Consider the following 16,078-nt stretch of genomic DNA (forward strand, 5'->3'; position numbering starts at 1 on the left):
CTAAACAAGCCATTCAAATTCTAGGCCATTCTCTTATTTCTACCTGGGCCGCATCCTGTCGACTTCATCACAAGGAGTTCACCATGACCGACCTGACTCTTCCCGATCCGATTGCCGCCTACTTTGCGGCAGACAAACAAGCCCCCGACGACCTTGCCCAGTGCTTCACGCCACAAGCTGTGGTGAAGGACGAGGGGCACACCCACACTGGCCTGGACGCCATCAAGGCGTGGAGGGAGGAGGCTTCGGCCAAATACGCCTACACGACAGAACCGTTCGCGATGGAGCAAATGAACGGGTATTGCGTGGTCAGCAGCCATGTGGTGGGCGATTTCCCAGGCAGTCCGGTCGATCTGCGATATCGCTTTCGCCTTGAACGCGACCGCATTGCCCTGTTGGAGATCAACACATGAGCTTTGATCTTCAACTGGAAGGTCTCCGAGCGCTCGTCACGGGCGGCACCCAGGGCGTGGGTGCCGCCGTCGTACAAGGTCTGCGCGATGCCGGTGTGCAGGTGATGGCCACGGCGCGCTCCGTGCCTGCGACTTCAACCGAAGGCGTGTTCCATGTCGCCGCAGACCTCTCGACCGCCGAGGGTGCCGCCGCGGTGGCGCAGTCGGTGCTCCAGCGGTGGGGCGGCGTTGACATCCTGGTCAACGTGCTGGGAGGCTCCAGCGCGCCGGGCGGTGGCTTCGCAGCGCTGGATGATGCGCAATGGTCCACCGAGCTGAACCAGAATCTCATGCCCGCCGTGCGTCTTGACCGCGCACTGCTGCCGGCCATGCTGGCCAAAGGCTCGGGCGTCATCGTCCACGTCAGCTCGATCCAGCGCCTGCTGCCGCTGCCCGAGTCGACGACTGCCTACGCGGCGGCCAAGGCGGCCTTGTCCACCTACAGCAAGGCCTTGTCAAAAGAGGTGACACCCCAGGGCGTTCGCGTGCTGAGCGTCGCGCCTGGCTGGGTGGAAACCGATGCCGCCATGGCGCTGGCCGAGCGCGTAGCCGCCAAGGCCGGCACGGACTACGAGGGAGGCAAGCGGATCATCATGCAGTCGCTGGGCGGCATTCCGCTAGGAAGGCCCGCCAAGCCGAAGGAAGTCGCCGACCTCATCGTCTTTCTTGTGTCACCACGGGCGGCTTCGATTTCGGGCTCGGAGCACGTGATTGACGGAGGCACGGTTCCGACTGTCTAGAGGAACCGCTGCAGTCGGTCGGCCGGCAGCATGGTGCGCCGTGAGCCGAGCTGGTGTCGTTGATGGCCCCGCACGCGCCAGTCTGTTGGAGAGGAACCGGCTGGGCCTGCAACTGCTGGCTACCGCCAACGCCACGCTCGCGGCCAAAGAGCTGCTGCTCAAGAGCGCCACGGTGGTCGATGCCACGCCGCTTGCGGTACCCAGCTCGACCAGGAACAGCAGCGGTGAACGTGACCCCGAGATGCATCGCGCCGCGGCTGCCGACATCTGAAATCTCGCGCATCGACTCTCGTCGCGACGGGTATTGTGCAGACCTTCCTTGGTGGCTTGGATCCTGTCGTTGGCCAGTCCTGGTGACCCACGGCCGGCACAACTTGTTCCGCACTGCGCTCTGTGATTTAGTGCCAACTGGAAACATTGTTTCTGCCATTCGCTCCTTCAAACGTGCTCCCTAGACTTCGCTGAGACAGGCGCGCCGCACATGCGGCAGCGGCATGCACAGGAGACAGAATGAAATACGACGGATCGAGCGGGCAGCGGCGAGCCGCGCCACTGCTGCAAGTGCGAGACGTGACGCTTCACTTCGGCGGCGTGGTCGCGCTCGATGGCGTGTCGTTCGATGTCGAGCAGGGCGAGATCTGCGGTCTCATCGGTCCCAACGGCGCCGGCAAGACGACGCTCTTCAATTGCCTTTCTCGCCTGTATTCGTGCGAGGGCGAGATCCAGTTCGAAGGGCGCATTCTCGCGCAGCTGCCGCGGCACCGCATGGCGGACGTGGGCATAGGACGCACCTTCCAGAACTTGGCGCTGTTTCGCAGCCTCACGGTGCGCCAGAACATTCTGATGGGCACCCATTGCCTCCGGCGTGCGGGCTTCCTGGCGCACGCCCTGCGCCTGCCCATCGTGGCGCGTGAAGAGGCAGCGCAGGGGCAGCGTGCCGACGAACTGATCGAACTGCTGGCACTCGGCGACGTCGCACAAGTCGCGGTGGCGCAGCTGCCATTCGGCACGCAGAAGCGCGTCGAGCTGGCGCGTGCGCTGGCCGCCTCGCCCAAGCTGCTGCTGCTCGACGAACCGGCATGCGGTCTCAACCATGAGGAGGTGGAGCAGCTGGCTGCGCTGATCCGCCAGCTGCGCAAGCGCTTCGCCCTCACGGTGCTGCTGGTGGAGCACCACATGGGCCTGGTGATGGCGTTGTCGGACAAGATCGTCGCGTTGAACTTCGGCCGCAAGATCGCGGAGGGCGCGCCGCGGGATGTGCGCCGCGAGCCCGAGCTGATCAAGGCCTACCTGGGAGCACCGGCATGAGCGTCGCGCCGGGCCGTTCCCAAGCAAGCTCGCACCGCAGCCCGAAGGGCGAAGGTACACCAGTGAACGAGTTGCTGCTGGATGTGCGTGGCCTGGAAGCGGGCTACGGATCGACCCGTGCGCTGTTCGGCATTGACTTGCAGGTGAACGCAGGCTCCATCACAGCGCTGCTGGGTGCGAACGGAGCCGGCAAGACCACGACGCTGCGCGCGTTGTGCGGACTGATCCGGCGACAGGGTCATGTCACGCTGGAGGGCCGGCGCATCGACGGCATGGCGACGGAGGACATTGTGCGGCTGGGCGTCGCGCATGTGCCCGATGGGCGCGGCACCTTCACGGGGCTCACGACCGAGGAGAACCTGCGGATGGGGGCCTGCACACGGCGCGACAAGGCCGGTGTGCGTGAGGACTTCGAGCGCTTCTACGAATACTTCCCGCGACTGAAGGAGCGGCGGCACCAGCAGGCCGGCACGCTGTCTGGCGGCGAGCAGCAGATGCTGGCCATCGCACGTGCGCTGATGCTGCGGCCACGGCTGCTGCTGCTGGACGAACCGTCCTTCGGGCTGGCGCCGCTGATGGTGCAAGAGATTTTTCGCATCATGAGGCGCATACGCGAAAGCCAGAACGTCGCCATCCTGCTGGTGGAGCAAAACGCCTCGCTCGCGCTGGAACTGGCCGACACGGCCTATCTGCTGGAGACCGGCCACATCGTGCTCGCCGGAACAGCCGCGGCGGTGCGCAGCAACGACGCCGTGCGAAGCGCCTATCTGGGTGGAGATCAGACCATATGAACGCATTCATTTCGCAACTGCTGGCGGGTCTCGCCACCGGCGGCATCTACGCCAGCATGGCGCTGGCCCTGGTGATGATCTACCGCAGCACGCACCATGTGAACTTCGCGCAGGGCGAGATGGCGATGTTCTCGACGTTCTTCGCTTCCATGCTGATTCAGGTCGGCTGGCCGTACTGGGCGACCTTCTTCGCGACGGTGATGTTCGCTTTCGCGATGGGCGCGGTGATTGAAATGGCACTGATCCGGCGCCTGCGCAACGCCCCGGTGTTGTCGATCGTGGTCGTGTTCGTCGCGCTGCTGGTCATCCTGCACAGTCTGGCGGGCTGGCTGTTCGGCTACACGATCCGGCCGTTTCCGAGCCCGTTCGCGGAAACCGCGTGGTATGGCAGCACCCTGCTGTCGCCACACCAGATCGGCGCCATCGGCATCACCCTGCTGATGCTGGCACTGGTCTACGTGTTCTTCCGCTTTTCGCCGCTGGGTCTCGCGATGCGGGCCACCGCGGAGAACCCCGTGTCCAGCCGCCTTGTTGGCGTGCGAGTCAATCGCATGTTGGCCCTCGGCTGGGGACTCGCCGGTGCCATCGGCGCTGTCGCCGGGATGATGATCGCGCCGGTTGTGTTCCTGGATGTGCACATGATGTCTGGCGTTCTGATCTACGCATTCGCTGCGGCCGTGCTGGGCGGCATCGCCAGTGCGCCGGGTGCCGTTGTCGGCGGCTTCATCGTCGGGGTGCTGGAGAACTTGCTGGGCACCTACGTGGTGGGCTCGGAGCTCAAATTGTCCGTGGCGCTGGTGCTGATCATCGGCGTGCTGGTGGTGCGCCCGTCCGGCTTGTTCGGCAAAGCCGTCGTGGTGAGGGTCTGAGCATGGGACAACGAACCCTTCTGATCGCGTTGGTCGGCGCGGCCTGCGTGCTGCCTTTCGTTCTGCCCAGCTACATGGTGTTCCAGCTGACCATGGTGCTGGTCTATGCACTGGCGCTGCTGGGGCTCAACCTGCTGGTCGGGTTCAACGGCCAGATCTCGCTGGGCCACGGCGCCTTCTTCGCGCTGGGCGCCTATACGGCTGCCATGCTGATGGAACACGCGGGCTGGCCCTACTGGGCGACGATTCCTGCCGCGGCGCTGGTCGGTGGCATCGTCGGTTATCTGTTCGGCCTGCCTGCCCTGAAACTCGATGGCGTGTACCTTGCGATGGCGACCTTCGCGCTGGGTGTCGTCACGCCGCAATTGCTCAAATACAGGGGCCTGGAGACGTGGACCGGCGGCTCGCAGGGTCTGGTGCTGTTCAAGCCCGACGCTCCCTTCGGCTTGCCGCTGAACCCGGACCAATGGCTGTACTTCTTCTGCCTGGGTGTGGCAATAGCGATGTTCGTGATCGCCCACAACCTGCTGCGCGGCGCCATGGGGCTGAACCTGGTCGCGGTGCGTGACCACCCGATTGCGGCCGAGGCCATGGGCGTGAACAACGCGCGCATCAAGAGCATCACCTTCGGCATCTCGGCTCTGTACACCAGCGTGGGTGGCGCCCTCTCGGCGATCGTGGTGCAGTTCGTCGCGCCCGACAGCTTCAACGTGTTCCTGTCGATCACGCTGTTGGTCGGGGCCGTGGTCGGCGGGCTGTCCTCGCTGTCTGGCGCCCTGTTCGGCGCGGTGTTCATTCAATTCGTTCCGCGCTTCGCGGAACTGGTGTCCAAGGCCGCGCCCTGGGCCGTGTACGGCGCCATCCTGCTGGCGCTGATGCTGCTCTGGCCGAGCGGCGTGGCTGGCGGCATCGCGCGGCTGCGCACCTGGTTTTTTTCAAGGAGACAAGCATGAAGACGATCGTTCTCGCACTCACGGCGGCCCTGGCTTTGGCTTGCAGCAGCGCCTCGGCCCAGAAGAAATACGACCCCGGTGCCTCGGACACCGAAATCCGCATCGGGCAGACCATGCCCTACAGCGGGCCGGCCTCGATCTACGGTGAAGTTGGCAAGACCCAGGCGGCGTACTTCCGCATGGTCAACGACCTCGGCGGCGTCAATGGCCGCAAGATCAACTTCCTGAGTCTGGACGACGGCTACTCGCCGCCCAAGACGGTGGAGGGTGTGCGCAAGCTGGTCGAGCAGGACGAGGTGCTGCTGCTGTACGGCATGTTCGGCACGGCCACCAACAGCGCGATACATCGGTATGTCAACGCCAGGAAGGTCCCGCACCTTCTGCTGCTGACCGGTGCATCCAAATGGAACGACCCGGCGAAAAATCCCTGGAGCATGGGCTTCTACCCGGACTATCCGTCCGAGGCAAAGGTCTATGCGCGCCAGATCCTGGAGAGCAAGCCGAATGCCAGGATTGCCGTGCTGTACCAGAACGACGACTACGGGCGTGACTACCTCAAGGGATTCAAGGAAGGCTTGGGCGCCAAGGCCAGTGCAATGATCGTGGCCGAGGCTTCGTACGAACTCACCGACCCCACGGTCGACTCGCAGATCGTGCAGTTGCGCGGATCCGGCGCGGACGTGTTGGTCAGTTTCAGCACCGCCAAGGCGGCGATCCAGACGCTGCGCAAGGTGCACGACACCGGCTGGAAGCCGACCCACTACCTGGCCCAGGGTGCCGCGCTGATCGGCGCCGTGTTCAATCCCGCGGGGCCGGAGAAAGCCGCCGGTGTCATCTCCACCGCCTACTCGAAGGATCCGAACGACAAGCAGTGGGAAAACGATGCAGCTTTCCAGGAGTGGCTGGCCTTCATGAAGAAGTACCGGCCCGAGGCAGACCTGCGCCTGGGCTCTCACGTCTATGCCTACTCCAGTGCACGGCTGATGGTGGACATCCTGCGTGCCTCCGGCGACACCCTCACGCGTGAGAACGTGCTGAAGCAGGCCGCTTCCATCAAGGCCGTGCAGTTGCCCATGTTCCTGCCCGGCGTGGTGGTCAGCAGCTCGCCGGACGACTACCGCCTGATCAAGTCCCTGCAGCCCGTCGTCTTCGACGGCACGCGCTGGAACAAGCTGGGCAGCTTTGTCTCGATCAACTAGAAAACCCCCATGCATCCTTCATTCAATGCCCTGCGGCTACCGGTGATTGCCGCGCCGCTGTTCATCATCAGCACGCCGCGCCTGGTGATTGCGCAGTGCAAGGCCGGCATCGTCGGCTCGATGCCGGCACTCAATGCCCGGCCTGCCGAGCTGCTGAACGACTGGCTCGCCGAGATCACCGAAGCGCTGGCTGCGCACGACCGCGCCAACCCGGACTCGCCGGCAGCGCCGTATGCCATCAACCAGATCGTGCACAAGAGCAACGACCGGCTGGAACACGACATGGAGGTTTGCGCCAGGTACAAGGTGCCTATCGTCATCACCTCGTTGGGTGCACGGCCCGAGATCAACCAGGCGGTGCACGCGTGGGGCGGCATCGTGCTGCACGACGTGATCGATGACCGCTTCGCGCGCAAGGCCGTGGAGAAGGGCGCCGATGGCCTGATCGCCGTGGCGGCCGGCGCCGGGGGGCACGCGGGCACCATCAGCCCGTTTCCACTGGTGCAGGAAATCCGTCGCTGGTTCAAGGGGCCACTGGCCTTGAGCGGCGCCATCGCCTCGGGCGACGCCGTCCTGGCCGCGCAGGCGGCTGGCGCGGACTTCGCCTACATCGGATCGGCCTTCATCGCCACCGAGGAGGCGCGGGCTGATGAGGCCTACAAGCAGATGATCGTGGAGAGCAGCAGCCGCGACATCGTGTACAGCAACCTGTTCACCGGCGTGCACGGCAACTACCTGCGCGGGTCTGTGGTGCGGGCAGGGCTGGATCCCGATGCACTCCCGCACAGCGACGCCAGCCAGATGAACTTCGGCAGCGACCGCGTCAAGCCGTGGAAGGACATCTGGGGCTGTGGCCAGGGCGTGGGGGCGATCGAGGCGGTTTTGCCGACCGAGGATCTGGTGGCGCGGCTGCAGCGTGAATACCGCTCGGCGCGCGAACGCCTGAGCCTGGAGACACTGGCATGTACTTGACGCAGGGCCTGCACCGCACGCTGCAGCAGCGCCCGGACGCCGTGGCAACGGTGTTCGGCCGGCGCCGCAAGAGCTTCTCGGTGCTGGTGGACCGTGTCGCCCGGCTGGCCGGCGCGCTGACGAAGCTCGGCGTATCGAGCGGCGACCGCGTCGCGCTGCTGGCACAGAACAGTGACCACAATGTCGAGTGCCTGCTCGCCGCGTGGTGGCTGGGTGCGGTGGCCTGTCCGCTGAACACGCGCTGGAGCGCGCCTGAGATCGCTTACGCCCTGAACGACTGCGGAATACGCGTCCTGGTGGTTGACGACGCGTTCGTGCCGCTGGTGCCCGAACTCAAGGCACTGGCACCGGAGCTCGGCCCGGTCATTCACGCTGGCGAACAGATCGCGCCTGAGGGACTGCTGGCCTGGGAAGACCTGGTTTCCGCTGGCGAGCCGCTGGAAGACGCCCGCCCGGCCGGGGACGCGATGGCGGCCATCCTCTACACCGGTGGCACCACCGGCACGCCCAAGGGCGTGATGCTGTCGCACGCGAACTTCTGGGTTTCGTCGGTCGCGCGCATGGCCGAAGTGCCGAACTCGACACACGCCGTGACGCTGCTGGTGGCACCGCTGTTCCACGTGGCAGGCCTGGGGCGCGTGGTGTCGCAGCTCGTGACCGGATCGACCAGTGTGCTGCTGCCGGCGTTCCGCGCCGAAACCGTGCTGGCGACGCTGCAGGACGAGCAGGTCACCGATGTCGTGCTGGTGCCCAGCATGTTGCAGATGCTGCTGGACCACCCGTCCTTTCCGTCGTGCGACTTGCGCCACCTCGATCGCATCATCCACGGCGCGTCACCGATCTCGCCTGGACTGCTGGAGCGCGCCATGAAGGCGTTGCCGAATTGCGGATTCCAGAGCGCCTATGGCATGACCGAGACCGCAGCCACGGCCTGCAGCAACGGGCCGTACCGCTGGAGCGAAGGCACCACGCTGGGACCGCACCAGCTGGCGGCCGGGCGGGTGTGCTATGGCAACGAAGTGCGCGTGGTCGATGCCGACGGGCGCGAAGTGCCGCGCAACACGGTGGGCGAGATCACCATCCGCGGCGCCAACGTCATGCAGGGCTACTGGAACAAGCCGGCCGAAACCCGTGCGGCCCTGCGCGGTGGCTGGCTTTTCACGGGCGATGGTGGCTTCATGGACAACGCGGGCTATGTCCACATCGTCGACCGCGTCAAGGACATGATCATCAGCGGCGGCGAGAACGTGTATTCCGCTGAGGTCGAGGGCGCGTTGTCGCGCCATCCTGCCGTGGCTGCCTGCGCCGCCATTGGCATTCCGAGTGCCGCCTGGGGCGAGGCCGTGCATGCCGTGGTCGTGCTGCGGCCGGGCGAGTCGGCCAGTGCCGAGGCGCTTCGCGCTCATTGCCGAAGCGCTCTGGCGGGATACAAGTGCCCCAAGACGATCGAGTTCCGGGAAACGCTGCCGCTGTCGCCGGCAGGAAAGGTGCTCAAGACCGTGCTGCGCGAGCCGTTCTGGAGCGGCAACGCGCGACAGGTCAACTGACACATTGTCTTTCAGGGCTACCTGCGGCTCGTACTTCCTGCTTCCCAGTACAGCACCTGGGTGCTGGGCTGCGATCTCGGTTCCATTGTCTGGTGTGACCACGGTTCCGTCCGTGCACGATCTGGTCAGGGTTTCACACAGCCTCGCTGCGGAGCGAGCCTGTTTCAGAAGCGTCTTCCAGGCGCAGAGCCATGAGTGCCGCCAGCCAGGTCATGAACACCTGCGCTCGCATGGGCAGGTGGCGGCGATGGGGGTACACCAGAGAAACAGGCATGGAAGGCGGGCGCCAGGCCGCGAGAACTTCGACCAAGGTACCAGCAGCACAGTGCTCGCGCACGCCCACCTCGGGCACCTGGATGATGCCCAGCCCCGCCAGCGCCGCACCTTCATAGGCGATGGTGCTGTTGACCGTGAGCGCGCCCGGCATGACCACCGTGTGCAGCTTGCCTTGGGCATCGACGTATTCAAATCCGGTGGAGCGCGCGCCCAGGCTGGGCACGTAGTGCACCAGCCGATGGCGGACCAGGTCGTCCAGTGAGCGGGGCGTGCCATGGGCCGCCAGATACGCCGGACTGGCGCAGTTGACCATGCGGTATTCGCCGAGCGGGCGTGCGATCAGGCTGGAGTCGGTGAGCTTGCCCACGCGCAACACGCAGTCGAAACCCTCGGCCACCAGATCGACCCGGCGGTCGACACAGGACAGTTCGATGTCCAGTGCCGGGTGGTCGGCCAGAAAGGCGGGCAGTGCGGGCAGCACCACGTCGCGCGCGATGGCTTGCGGCATGTCCACGCGAAGGCGTCCGCGCAGCTGCGCCGGGTTGGCGCGAAACAAACCACGCAGATCGTCCAGATCGGCCAGCAGATCTTGCGCGCGTTCATACACCACCTGCCCGTCCTGCGTCATCTGCACCTGTCGCGTGGTCCGGTGCAGCAGGCGCACGCCCAGCTCCGCCTCCAGCTGGCGCACCGCCGCCGACACGCTCGCCCGTGGCAAACCCAGCTGTTCGGCGGCCGCGGTGAAGCTGCTCAGCTCGGCCACACGCACAAACACCTTCATCGCCTCCGGCAGGTTGATGCTCATGGGATTGTTCGATTTCTCTGGATGGTTTGATCAGATATTGGTGGTTTATGGATCTTATTCCGATCAATAGACTGCGTTCCTGTTCTTCAATTTCACCACCTCAGGAGTTCCTCATGAACCGCAAGATCGCCCTCATCACCGGTGCCAGCCGCGGCCTCGGCCGCAACGCCGCCCTGAAACTCGCCGCCCAAGGCACCGACCTCATCGTCACCTGGCACAGCCAGTCCATTGAAGCCGACGCCGTGGTGCAGGAAGCGCAGGCGCTCGGTGCGCACGCCGTCGCCCTGCGGCTCGACGTGGGCGACAGCACCAGCTTCGCTGCCTTTGCCACGGCGGTGCGCGAGGCCCTGCGCATGCACTGGCAACGCGAGCGTTTCGACTTCCTCTTGAACAACGCGGGTGTGGGCATGCATGCGGGCTTCGTCGACACCACCGAGGCACAACTCGACCAGATGTTTCGCGTCCACCTCAAGGGGCCGTTCTTGCTGACACAGGCGCTGGTGCCCCTGATGCAGGACGGCGGGCGCATCCTCAACGTGTCCTCTGGCCTGGCCCGTTTTTCGATGGCAGGCTATTCAGCCTATGCGGCCATGAAGGGGGGTGTTGAAGTGCTCACGCGTTACCTTGCGCTGGAACTGGGGCCGCGCCGCATCTCGGTGAACACCATTGCGCCAGGCGCCATCGCCACCGACTTCGGCGGTGGCACGGTGCGCGACAACCCCCAGATCAACAGCTTCATTGCTTCACAGACGGCGCTGGGCCGGGTGGGCGAAGCCGACGACATCGGCAAGGTGATGCGCGCGCTGCTCTCCGACGACATGGGCTGGGTGAACGGACAGCGAATGGAGGTGTCTGGCGGCATCCATCTGTGATGCGGCACTGAAACACCCGATCGCTTTGGAAGCATGACACCTGGACAACTGCCCCAGCGGTGCGATGAGCCCGTCCAGCGGCGTTCCGTGATCACCCACCCGCAGGGGCGCGGGTCGAGAATCCAGTGATGGTCGCCCACACCGCTTCAACAACCAGGCAACCCGCCCAACGCGTGGCCCTGGGCGGTGTCTTGCTGTTCTGCGCAGGTCTGTGGGCGCACCCCCCCGCGCGCAGCCAGGAGCCGGACTTTGCCCGGGCCTGCCTGCGGGTGGTGGCAGGCGGTTTGACCCTGGAGAGTTCCCCCGCGTGTGTGAACGCATTTCGCCGCCAGCCGGCCGCCCGCGCCCAATTCGTTCAGACCCTGCAGGACACCTTGGCGCAAGCCGAGGCGCTCTCTGAACCCGCCAACCCGAATGCGGCAGCGCGCTCGCTCAAACGCCTGCATGAACGCGCAACGTCCGAAGCTGGCCGCTGGGCTGGCGGCGGCACCTCCTACTACGGGGCTCACCACTGACGCAGTGAGCCGATCGCGCCCGCGCTCATGGGTGCAGGACTTCCTCACGCACTTTCAAGCCGTCCAGCAACTCGCCCCCGAGGAGTCTGACGCGTAAACTCGCTCGTCAACTCAAAGGAACATGGCCATGGGCGCGCAGTGGAAAGCAAAACACAAGGATCTGGCGGCCAACGCCAAGGGCAGGCTGTTCGGCAAGTTGGCCAAGGACATCATGATCGCCGCGCGCCACGGCGCCGACCCGGCGGCGAATTCGCGGCTGCGTCTGGTGGTGGAGCAGGCGCGCAAGGTCTCCATGCCCAAGGAGACGCTGGACCGCGCCATCAAGAAGGGTGCCGGCCTCACGGGTGAGACCGTGCACTTCGAGCACGTGGTCTACGAAGGCTTCGCGCCGCACCGCGTGCCGGTCATGGTCGAGTGCCTGACCGACAACGTGAACCGCGCCGCCTCCGACATGCGCGTGCTGTTTCGCAAGGGCCAGCTGGGCACCTCGGGCACGGTCGCGTGGGACTTCGACCACCTGGGCATCATCGAAGCCGAAGCCAGCACCAAGGGCGCAGACCCGGAGCTCGCCGCCATCGAGGCCGGTGCGCAAGACTTCCACCCCGCCGACGACGACGGCGTGGTGTTGTTCCTCACCGATCCCACCGACCTCGATCTGGTGAGCCGCGCGCTGCCGGCGCAGGGCTTCACCGTGCTGTCGGCCAAGCTGGGCTACAAGCCCAAGAACCCGATCGACCCCGCCAGCTTGAGCGCCGAACACCTGGAAGAGGTGGAGGCGTTTCTCGCCGCGCTGGACGCCAACGAAGACGTGCAGAACGTGTTCGCCGGTCTCGGCGGCTGAGGGCCCGCTCAGCCGCGCAACAAGGCTTCGTAGTCCCTGCGGGTGGCCGGTGCGACCGAGGCCACCAGTTGTGCGTAGGGTGTCTGGTGGCGCACGAGGGTGCGCGCGGAGGCAGTGGCCAGCGAGCGGCAGAACCAATGGCAGGTGTGCTGCATCAGCAGCAGCTCGGCCGACATGGTGAAGGCCTTGTCCCGCGGTGATCGGTGGAGCTCGTTGCTGGCGGTGTCCGCCAGGCCGCGAGCGTGAATGCGGAAAGCCTCCCGCACGTCGAACGTGGCCTTGGGAAACAGGCGATCGGCAAATGGCAGCGCCACGCCCAGCTTGCTCACCCGTGTCTGCGCCTCGTCGAGCTGTGAAAACTCGGTGGCGAAGCTGCCGAACTGCTGCGCCACCGACTGTTCGGCCGTGTTCAACATGTTGAGGATCTGCTCGCGCCGCGCCGGGTCGTCTTCACCCAGCGCGCGCAGATAACCTTGCGTGAGGTTCTCCATCAGCACCTCGATCTGGTACTTGCCCAGAAAACTGCCCAGCAGGGCAATGCGGCGCCGTTGTTCGCCCGAGCGCAAAAACCACACACCCACGGCCACCAGCGTCACCAGAATCAACACATCCATTGCAAGTCCATCACCATCTTGTAGGCCTTTGGTAGGCATTTTTGCGATCAGTCCCGTGCGGCCCATGGCTCACATGGCGAGGGGGAGAGTGTAGTGACGCAATCCACAACCTTGATGCGAGAATGCAAAGTCCAGCGGACAGGGCAGGCGATTCGCCTCTCCCGCGCCGGTCACACTCCTCGGAAGATACAAGTTTCACTGTCCATGCTGCGCTCCCTACCGTACATCGTCCTCACAGCCGCGAGCATCGCTGTTTGTCTGCTGGCCTTCTCCTGGCTGATGTCGGTCTGGTTGGGTCGTCACCTCGGCTGGGGCGAACTGTTGGCGGCCAGCCTGTTGCTGCTGGTGGTGTTGGGCGTCGGGCGCAGCGTCTGGCGCAGCCGCAGCCGCCGCAAGATCGAGGACATGCGCGACTCCGCGCTCTGGTGATGGGTGGGGCCGGGTGGCCTCAGGTGTGTTCCGTACCGTACATACGGGCAGGCCGTTCCTGACTACAGTCGCGTCAGCCTGATTCGACGCCCTGGCCCAGGAAACGCCGTGAGCGGGTTTCCATCCGAGGCCGTCATGTCCACCCGCCCACCGTCCAGAAGGACTGCCTCTGTCCGCACGCCCAGTCGCACGCCTGAATCAAGCACTCCGCTGCCCAACACCAGCGAAGTCAAGCTCAACGACCTGCTCTCGGCATTGCCCGACGAAGACATCAAACGCTGGCTGCCGCACCTGGAACTGGTGGACCTGCCCTTGGGCTGCGTGTTGTACGAGTCGGGCGAGGCGGAAGGGCATGCCTACTTTCCCACCTCCGGCATCGTCTCGTTGCTGTACGTGATGCAGAACGGCGACTCGGCCGAGATCGCGGTGGTGGGCAACGAAGGGCTGGTGGGTGTCTCTCTCTTCATGGGCGGCAACACGACCACCAGCCGCGCCGTGGTGCAGAGCGCGGGTCGCGGTTACCGGCTCAAGGCGCGGCACCTGATCGAGGCCTTCAAGCTCGGGGGGCCGGTCATGAACGTCTTGCTGCGCTACACGCAGGCCCTGATCACCCAGATGGCGCAAACCGCGGTGTGCAACCGCCACCATTCGCTGGACGAACAGCTCTGCCGCTGGCTCCTGCTCAGCCTGGACCGCCTGCCCGGCAACGAACTGGCCATGACGCAGGAACTGATTTCCAACATGCTGGGTGTGCGCCGCGAAGGCGTGACCGAAGCGGCGTTGAAGATCCAGGCTGCTGGGCTGATCAGCTACTCGCGCGGGCGCATCAAGGTGCTTGACCGCGCGGGCCTGGAGGACCGCTCGTGCGAGTGTTATGCGGTGGTGAAGGAGGAATACGACCGGCTGCTGCCGCACCAGATGGCGGTCTGAGGCATCGGCTCCCGGTGTCAATGCGTTGCCCCGCACACACAATGCAGACACACTCCCGGCGCACACTGAACGCTCTGGCAAGTTGGAGGTCTACATGGGTGCGCAGATTCGCATGGGGGTGTTTGCGGCGGTGCTGCTGCTGCAGTCGTTGCCGGCTCAGGCCGAGTCGCTGCGGTGCGGCGGCGGCACGGTGGAAGAGGGTGATTCGCGCGTCTCTCTGCTGCAGAAGTGCGGCCCGCCTCAGTTGCGAGACAGCTTCTGTGCGCCGGTGTTTCAGAACAAGTCCCTGGTTCCCGTGCCCGAGCCGTTTGCCAGCGACGCCGTGCCGTGCCAGCAGATCGACGACTGGTTCTACGAACGTGGCCAGGGCAAGCTGACGGCCACGGTGCGCATCCGCTCGGGCGCCGTGCAATCCATCCGCATCCAGCGCCAGCCGCGCTGACTCAGTCCACCAGCGCCGGGTCCTGGAAGCAGGCCATCGGCAGCGCATCCTCAAAGCCTGCCAGGGCGCCGCATTGCACGTGAAGCATTGCGCAGGCTGCGTTTGTGCACCGGTGGCTTTCGCCGCGACGAAAACGCCGCCTTGGCTGTCGCTTCAGTGGCTCGCCTCCCGCATCGTGCCCCGCAAAATGCCGGGGTGACGGGCCGGCTGTTCGGCCCACATGATGAAGGCATGGGCATGCAGAAGATCGAAGACGGGTCCGCGCGCGAGATCGCCGCGCGTGTGGCGCGGCGCGAGGTCAGCGCCGAGGCGGTGGCGCGGGCGTTGGTCGAGCGTGTCCAGGCGCTGGAGCCCGGCATCCTGGCGTGGCAACATTTCGACGCCGCGCAGGTGATCGCGCAGGCGCAGGCACTCGACCGTGCAGGCGCGCAGGGCGTCCTGGCCGGCGTGCCGATCGCCGTGAAGGACCTGATCGACACCGCCGACATGCCCACCACCTACGGCTCGCCGATCTACGCGGGGCACCGCCCGGTGGTGGACGCGGCCGTGGTCGCCAGCGTGCGCGAGGCCGGCGGGGTGGTCATGGGCAAGACAGTGACCACCGAGTTCGCCACCTTCAAGCCCGGTGTCACGCGCAACCCGCGCGCCAGCGCCGATGCTCCGCGCACACCGGGCGGCTCCTCCAGCGGCTCGGCCGCGGCGGTGGCCGCCGGCATGGTGCCGCTGGCCTTCGGCACCCAGACGGCTGCCTCGGTGATCCGGCCCGCGGCTTACTGCGGCGTGGTCGGCTACAAACCCACTTTCGGGCTGCTGCCGATGGCAGGTATCAAGTCGCTCTCGCCCACGCTGGACACCGCTGGCGTGTTCGCCCGCTCGGTGGACGATGCCGCGTTTTTCGTCGGCACGCTCTCGCGCATCGAGCTGGCGCTGAGCCCGGTGACGGGCTGGCGCGTGGGCATCTGCCACACCCCGCACTGGGACCTCGCATCGCCCGATGCGCGCCGCGCGTTGCAGCACGCCGCGCGGCACTTCGACAAGCTCGGTGCGCGCGCGGTCGAGGCGGTGGTGCCCGGCGCCTGGGTGGGTCTGGCGCAGGCGCAGATGGACATCATGGGTTTCGAGGCCTGGGCCGCTTTCGCGCCCGAGCGCAACAGCCATGCGAGCCTCTTCAGCCCGGCGTTTGCCGAGGTGCTGGCCAGCGGTGCGGCGGTGACCGGCGAGCGCCTGGCAGCAGCCCATGCGCTGGCCCTTCACGCGCGCGGCGAGATCGAGAACCTGCTGCAGCAGGTGGACGTGTTGATCGCGCCGAGCGCCACCGGCGAAGCCCCGCTGGGGCTGGAGGCCACCGGCAACCCGATCTTCAGCCGTCTCTGGAGCCTGCTGGGCGTGCCTTGTGTGCATGTGCCCACGGGTGTGGGCGAACACGGCATGCCGGTGGGCGTGACGGTGGTCGGGCCGCGCTGGCGCGATGCGAAGGCGCTGAGCGCGGCGCTGCATCTCGAAGCTGCCGTTCGGGGCTGAGG

18 protein-coding genes and 1 pseudogene are annotated in these 16,078 nt (G+C 65.9%); 17 read left to right on the forward strand and 2 right to left on the reverse strand.

Going from position 1 to position 16,078, the window contains the following annotated elements:
- Positions 1–83: 83 nt before the first annotated feature.
- The 10 genes and pseudogenes from V6M63_RS10495 to V6M63_RS10540 all read left to right on the forward strand — a co-directional run bounded on the left by V6M63_RS10495 (position 84) and on the right by V6M63_RS10540 (position 8,831).
- Positions 84–413 (forward strand): nuclear transport factor 2 family protein, encoded by a 330-nt coding sequence (locus V6M63_RS10495; protein WP_332741552.1) that lies wholly within the window; start codon positions 84–86, stop codon positions 411–413.
- Positions 410–1,192: an SDR family oxidoreductase gene (locus V6M63_RS10500; protein ID WP_332741554.1), complete on the forward strand. Its 783-nt coding sequence runs from the start codon at positions 410–412 to the stop codon at positions 1,190–1,192. Before V6M63_RS10495 ends, V6M63_RS10500 begins: the two co-directional genes overlap by 4 nt.
- Before the next feature lie 82 nt (positions 1,193–1,274).
- A pseudogene (locus V6M63_RS10505) lies at positions 1,275–1,442 on the forward strand (IS5/IS1182 family transposase); the annotation flags it as partial.
- A gap of 260 nt (positions 1,443–1,702) precedes the next feature.
- Positions 1,703–2,500, forward strand: a complete 798-nt coding sequence (locus V6M63_RS10510) for an ABC transporter ATP-binding protein (protein ID WP_332741556.1) — start codon at positions 1,703–1,705, stop codon at positions 2,498–2,500.
- The gene (locus V6M63_RS10515) at positions 2,497–3,291 is read left to right on the forward strand and encodes an ABC transporter ATP-binding protein (protein WP_442909571.1); all 795 of its coding nucleotides are present in this window, start codon (positions 2,497–2,499) and stop codon (positions 3,289–3,291) included. Before V6M63_RS10510 ends, V6M63_RS10515 begins: the two co-directional genes overlap by 4 nt.
- A complete protein-coding gene (locus V6M63_RS10520; RefSeq protein ID WP_332741558.1) occupies positions 3,288–4,160 on the forward strand; it encodes a branched-chain amino acid ABC transporter permease in 873 nt (290 codons plus the stop codon). Before V6M63_RS10515 ends, V6M63_RS10520 begins: the two co-directional genes overlap by 4 nt.
- Positions 4,161–4,162: 2 nt before the next feature.
- Positions 4,163–5,113 (forward strand): branched-chain amino acid ABC transporter permease, encoded by a 951-nt coding sequence (locus tag V6M63_RS10525; RefSeq protein WP_332741559.1) that lies wholly within the window; start codon positions 4,163–4,165, stop codon positions 5,111–5,113.
- Positions 5,110–6,312: an ABC transporter substrate-binding protein gene (locus V6M63_RS10530; RefSeq protein ID WP_332741560.1), complete on the forward strand. Its 1,203-nt coding sequence runs from the start codon at positions 5,110–5,112 to the stop codon at positions 6,310–6,312. Before V6M63_RS10525 ends, V6M63_RS10530 begins: the two co-directional genes overlap by 4 nt.
- Before the next feature lie 9 nt (positions 6,313–6,321).
- Positions 6,322–7,284: an NAD(P)H-dependent flavin oxidoreductase gene (locus V6M63_RS10535; protein WP_332741561.1), complete on the forward strand. Its 963-nt coding sequence runs from the start codon at positions 6,322–6,324 to the stop codon at positions 7,282–7,284.
- On the forward strand, positions 7,275–8,831 hold the full coding sequence (locus tag V6M63_RS10540; protein ID WP_332741563.1) for a long-chain-fatty-acid--CoA ligase: 1,557 nt from the start codon (positions 7,275–7,277) through the stop codon (positions 8,829–8,831). Before V6M63_RS10535 ends, V6M63_RS10540 begins: the two co-directional genes overlap by 10 nt.
- Before the next feature lie 133 nt (positions 8,832–8,964).
- On the opposite strand, the gene V6M63_RS10545 is transcribed toward V6M63_RS10540, so the two are convergent.
- Complete coding sequence (locus tag V6M63_RS10545; protein WP_332741564.1) at positions 8,965–9,912, reverse strand: LysR family transcriptional regulator; 948 nt, start codon at positions 9,910–9,912, stop codon at positions 8,965–8,967.
- 113 nt (positions 9,913–10,025) lie between these two features.
- On the opposite strand from V6M63_RS10545, the gene V6M63_RS10550 reads away from it, so the two are divergent.
- The 3 genes from V6M63_RS10550 (at position 10,026) to V6M63_RS10560 (ending at position 12,140) form a co-directional block, all read left to right on the forward strand.
- The gene (locus tag V6M63_RS10550; protein WP_332741565.1) at positions 10,026–10,784 is read left to right on the forward strand and encodes an SDR family NAD(P)-dependent oxidoreductase; all 759 of its coding nucleotides are present in this window, start codon (positions 10,026–10,028) and stop codon (positions 10,782–10,784) included.
- A gap of 128 nt (positions 10,785–10,912) precedes the next feature.
- Positions 10,913–11,299, forward strand: coding sequence for a hypothetical protein (locus tag V6M63_RS10555; protein WP_332741567.1), 387 nt, complete (start codon positions 10,913–10,915; stop codon positions 11,297–11,299).
- 127 nt (positions 11,300–11,426) lie between these two features.
- Positions 11,427–12,140 (forward strand): YebC/PmpR family DNA-binding transcriptional regulator, encoded by a 714-nt coding sequence (locus tag V6M63_RS10560; RefSeq protein ID WP_332741569.1) that lies wholly within the window; start codon positions 11,427–11,429, stop codon positions 12,138–12,140.
- A gap of 8 nt (positions 12,141–12,148) precedes the next feature.
- Here V6M63_RS10560 and V6M63_RS10565 read toward each other — a convergent pair whose 3' ends face one another.
- Entirely contained in the window at positions 12,149–12,754 is a 606-nt protein-coding gene (locus tag V6M63_RS10565; protein ID WP_332741571.1) for a hypothetical protein, read from the reverse strand.
- Between the two features lie 204 nt (positions 12,755–12,958).
- On the opposite strand from V6M63_RS10565, the gene V6M63_RS10570 reads away from it, so the two are divergent.
- From V6M63_RS10570 to V6M63_RS10585, 4 genes are all read left to right on the forward strand, one after another.
- Complete coding sequence (locus V6M63_RS10570) at positions 12,959–13,183, forward strand: hypothetical protein (protein ID WP_332741573.1); 225 nt, start codon at positions 12,959–12,961, stop codon at positions 13,181–13,183.
- 135 nt (positions 13,184–13,318) lie between these two features.
- On the forward strand, positions 13,319–14,113 hold the full coding sequence (locus V6M63_RS10575; protein ID WP_442909572.1) for a Crp/Fnr family transcriptional regulator: 795 nt from the start codon (positions 13,319–13,321) through the stop codon (positions 14,111–14,113).
- A gap of 94 nt (positions 14,114–14,207) precedes the next feature.
- Positions 14,208–14,555 carry a DUF2845 domain-containing protein gene (locus tag V6M63_RS10580; protein WP_332741575.1) on the forward strand — a complete coding sequence of 116 codons (348 nt, stop codon included), beginning with the start codon at positions 14,208–14,210 and terminating at the stop codon, positions 14,553–14,555.
- 237 nt (positions 14,556–14,792) lie between these two features.
- Complete coding sequence (locus V6M63_RS10585; protein WP_332741577.1) at positions 14,793–16,076, forward strand: amidase; 1,284 nt, start codon at positions 14,793–14,795, stop codon at positions 16,074–16,076.
- Positions 16,077–16,078 lie beyond the last annotated feature (2 nt).

The organism is Hydrogenophaga sp. (genome assembly GCF_036675665.1).
Lineage (GTDB): Bacteria > Pseudomonadota > Gammaproteobacteria > Burkholderiales > Burkholderiaceae_C > Hydrogenophaga.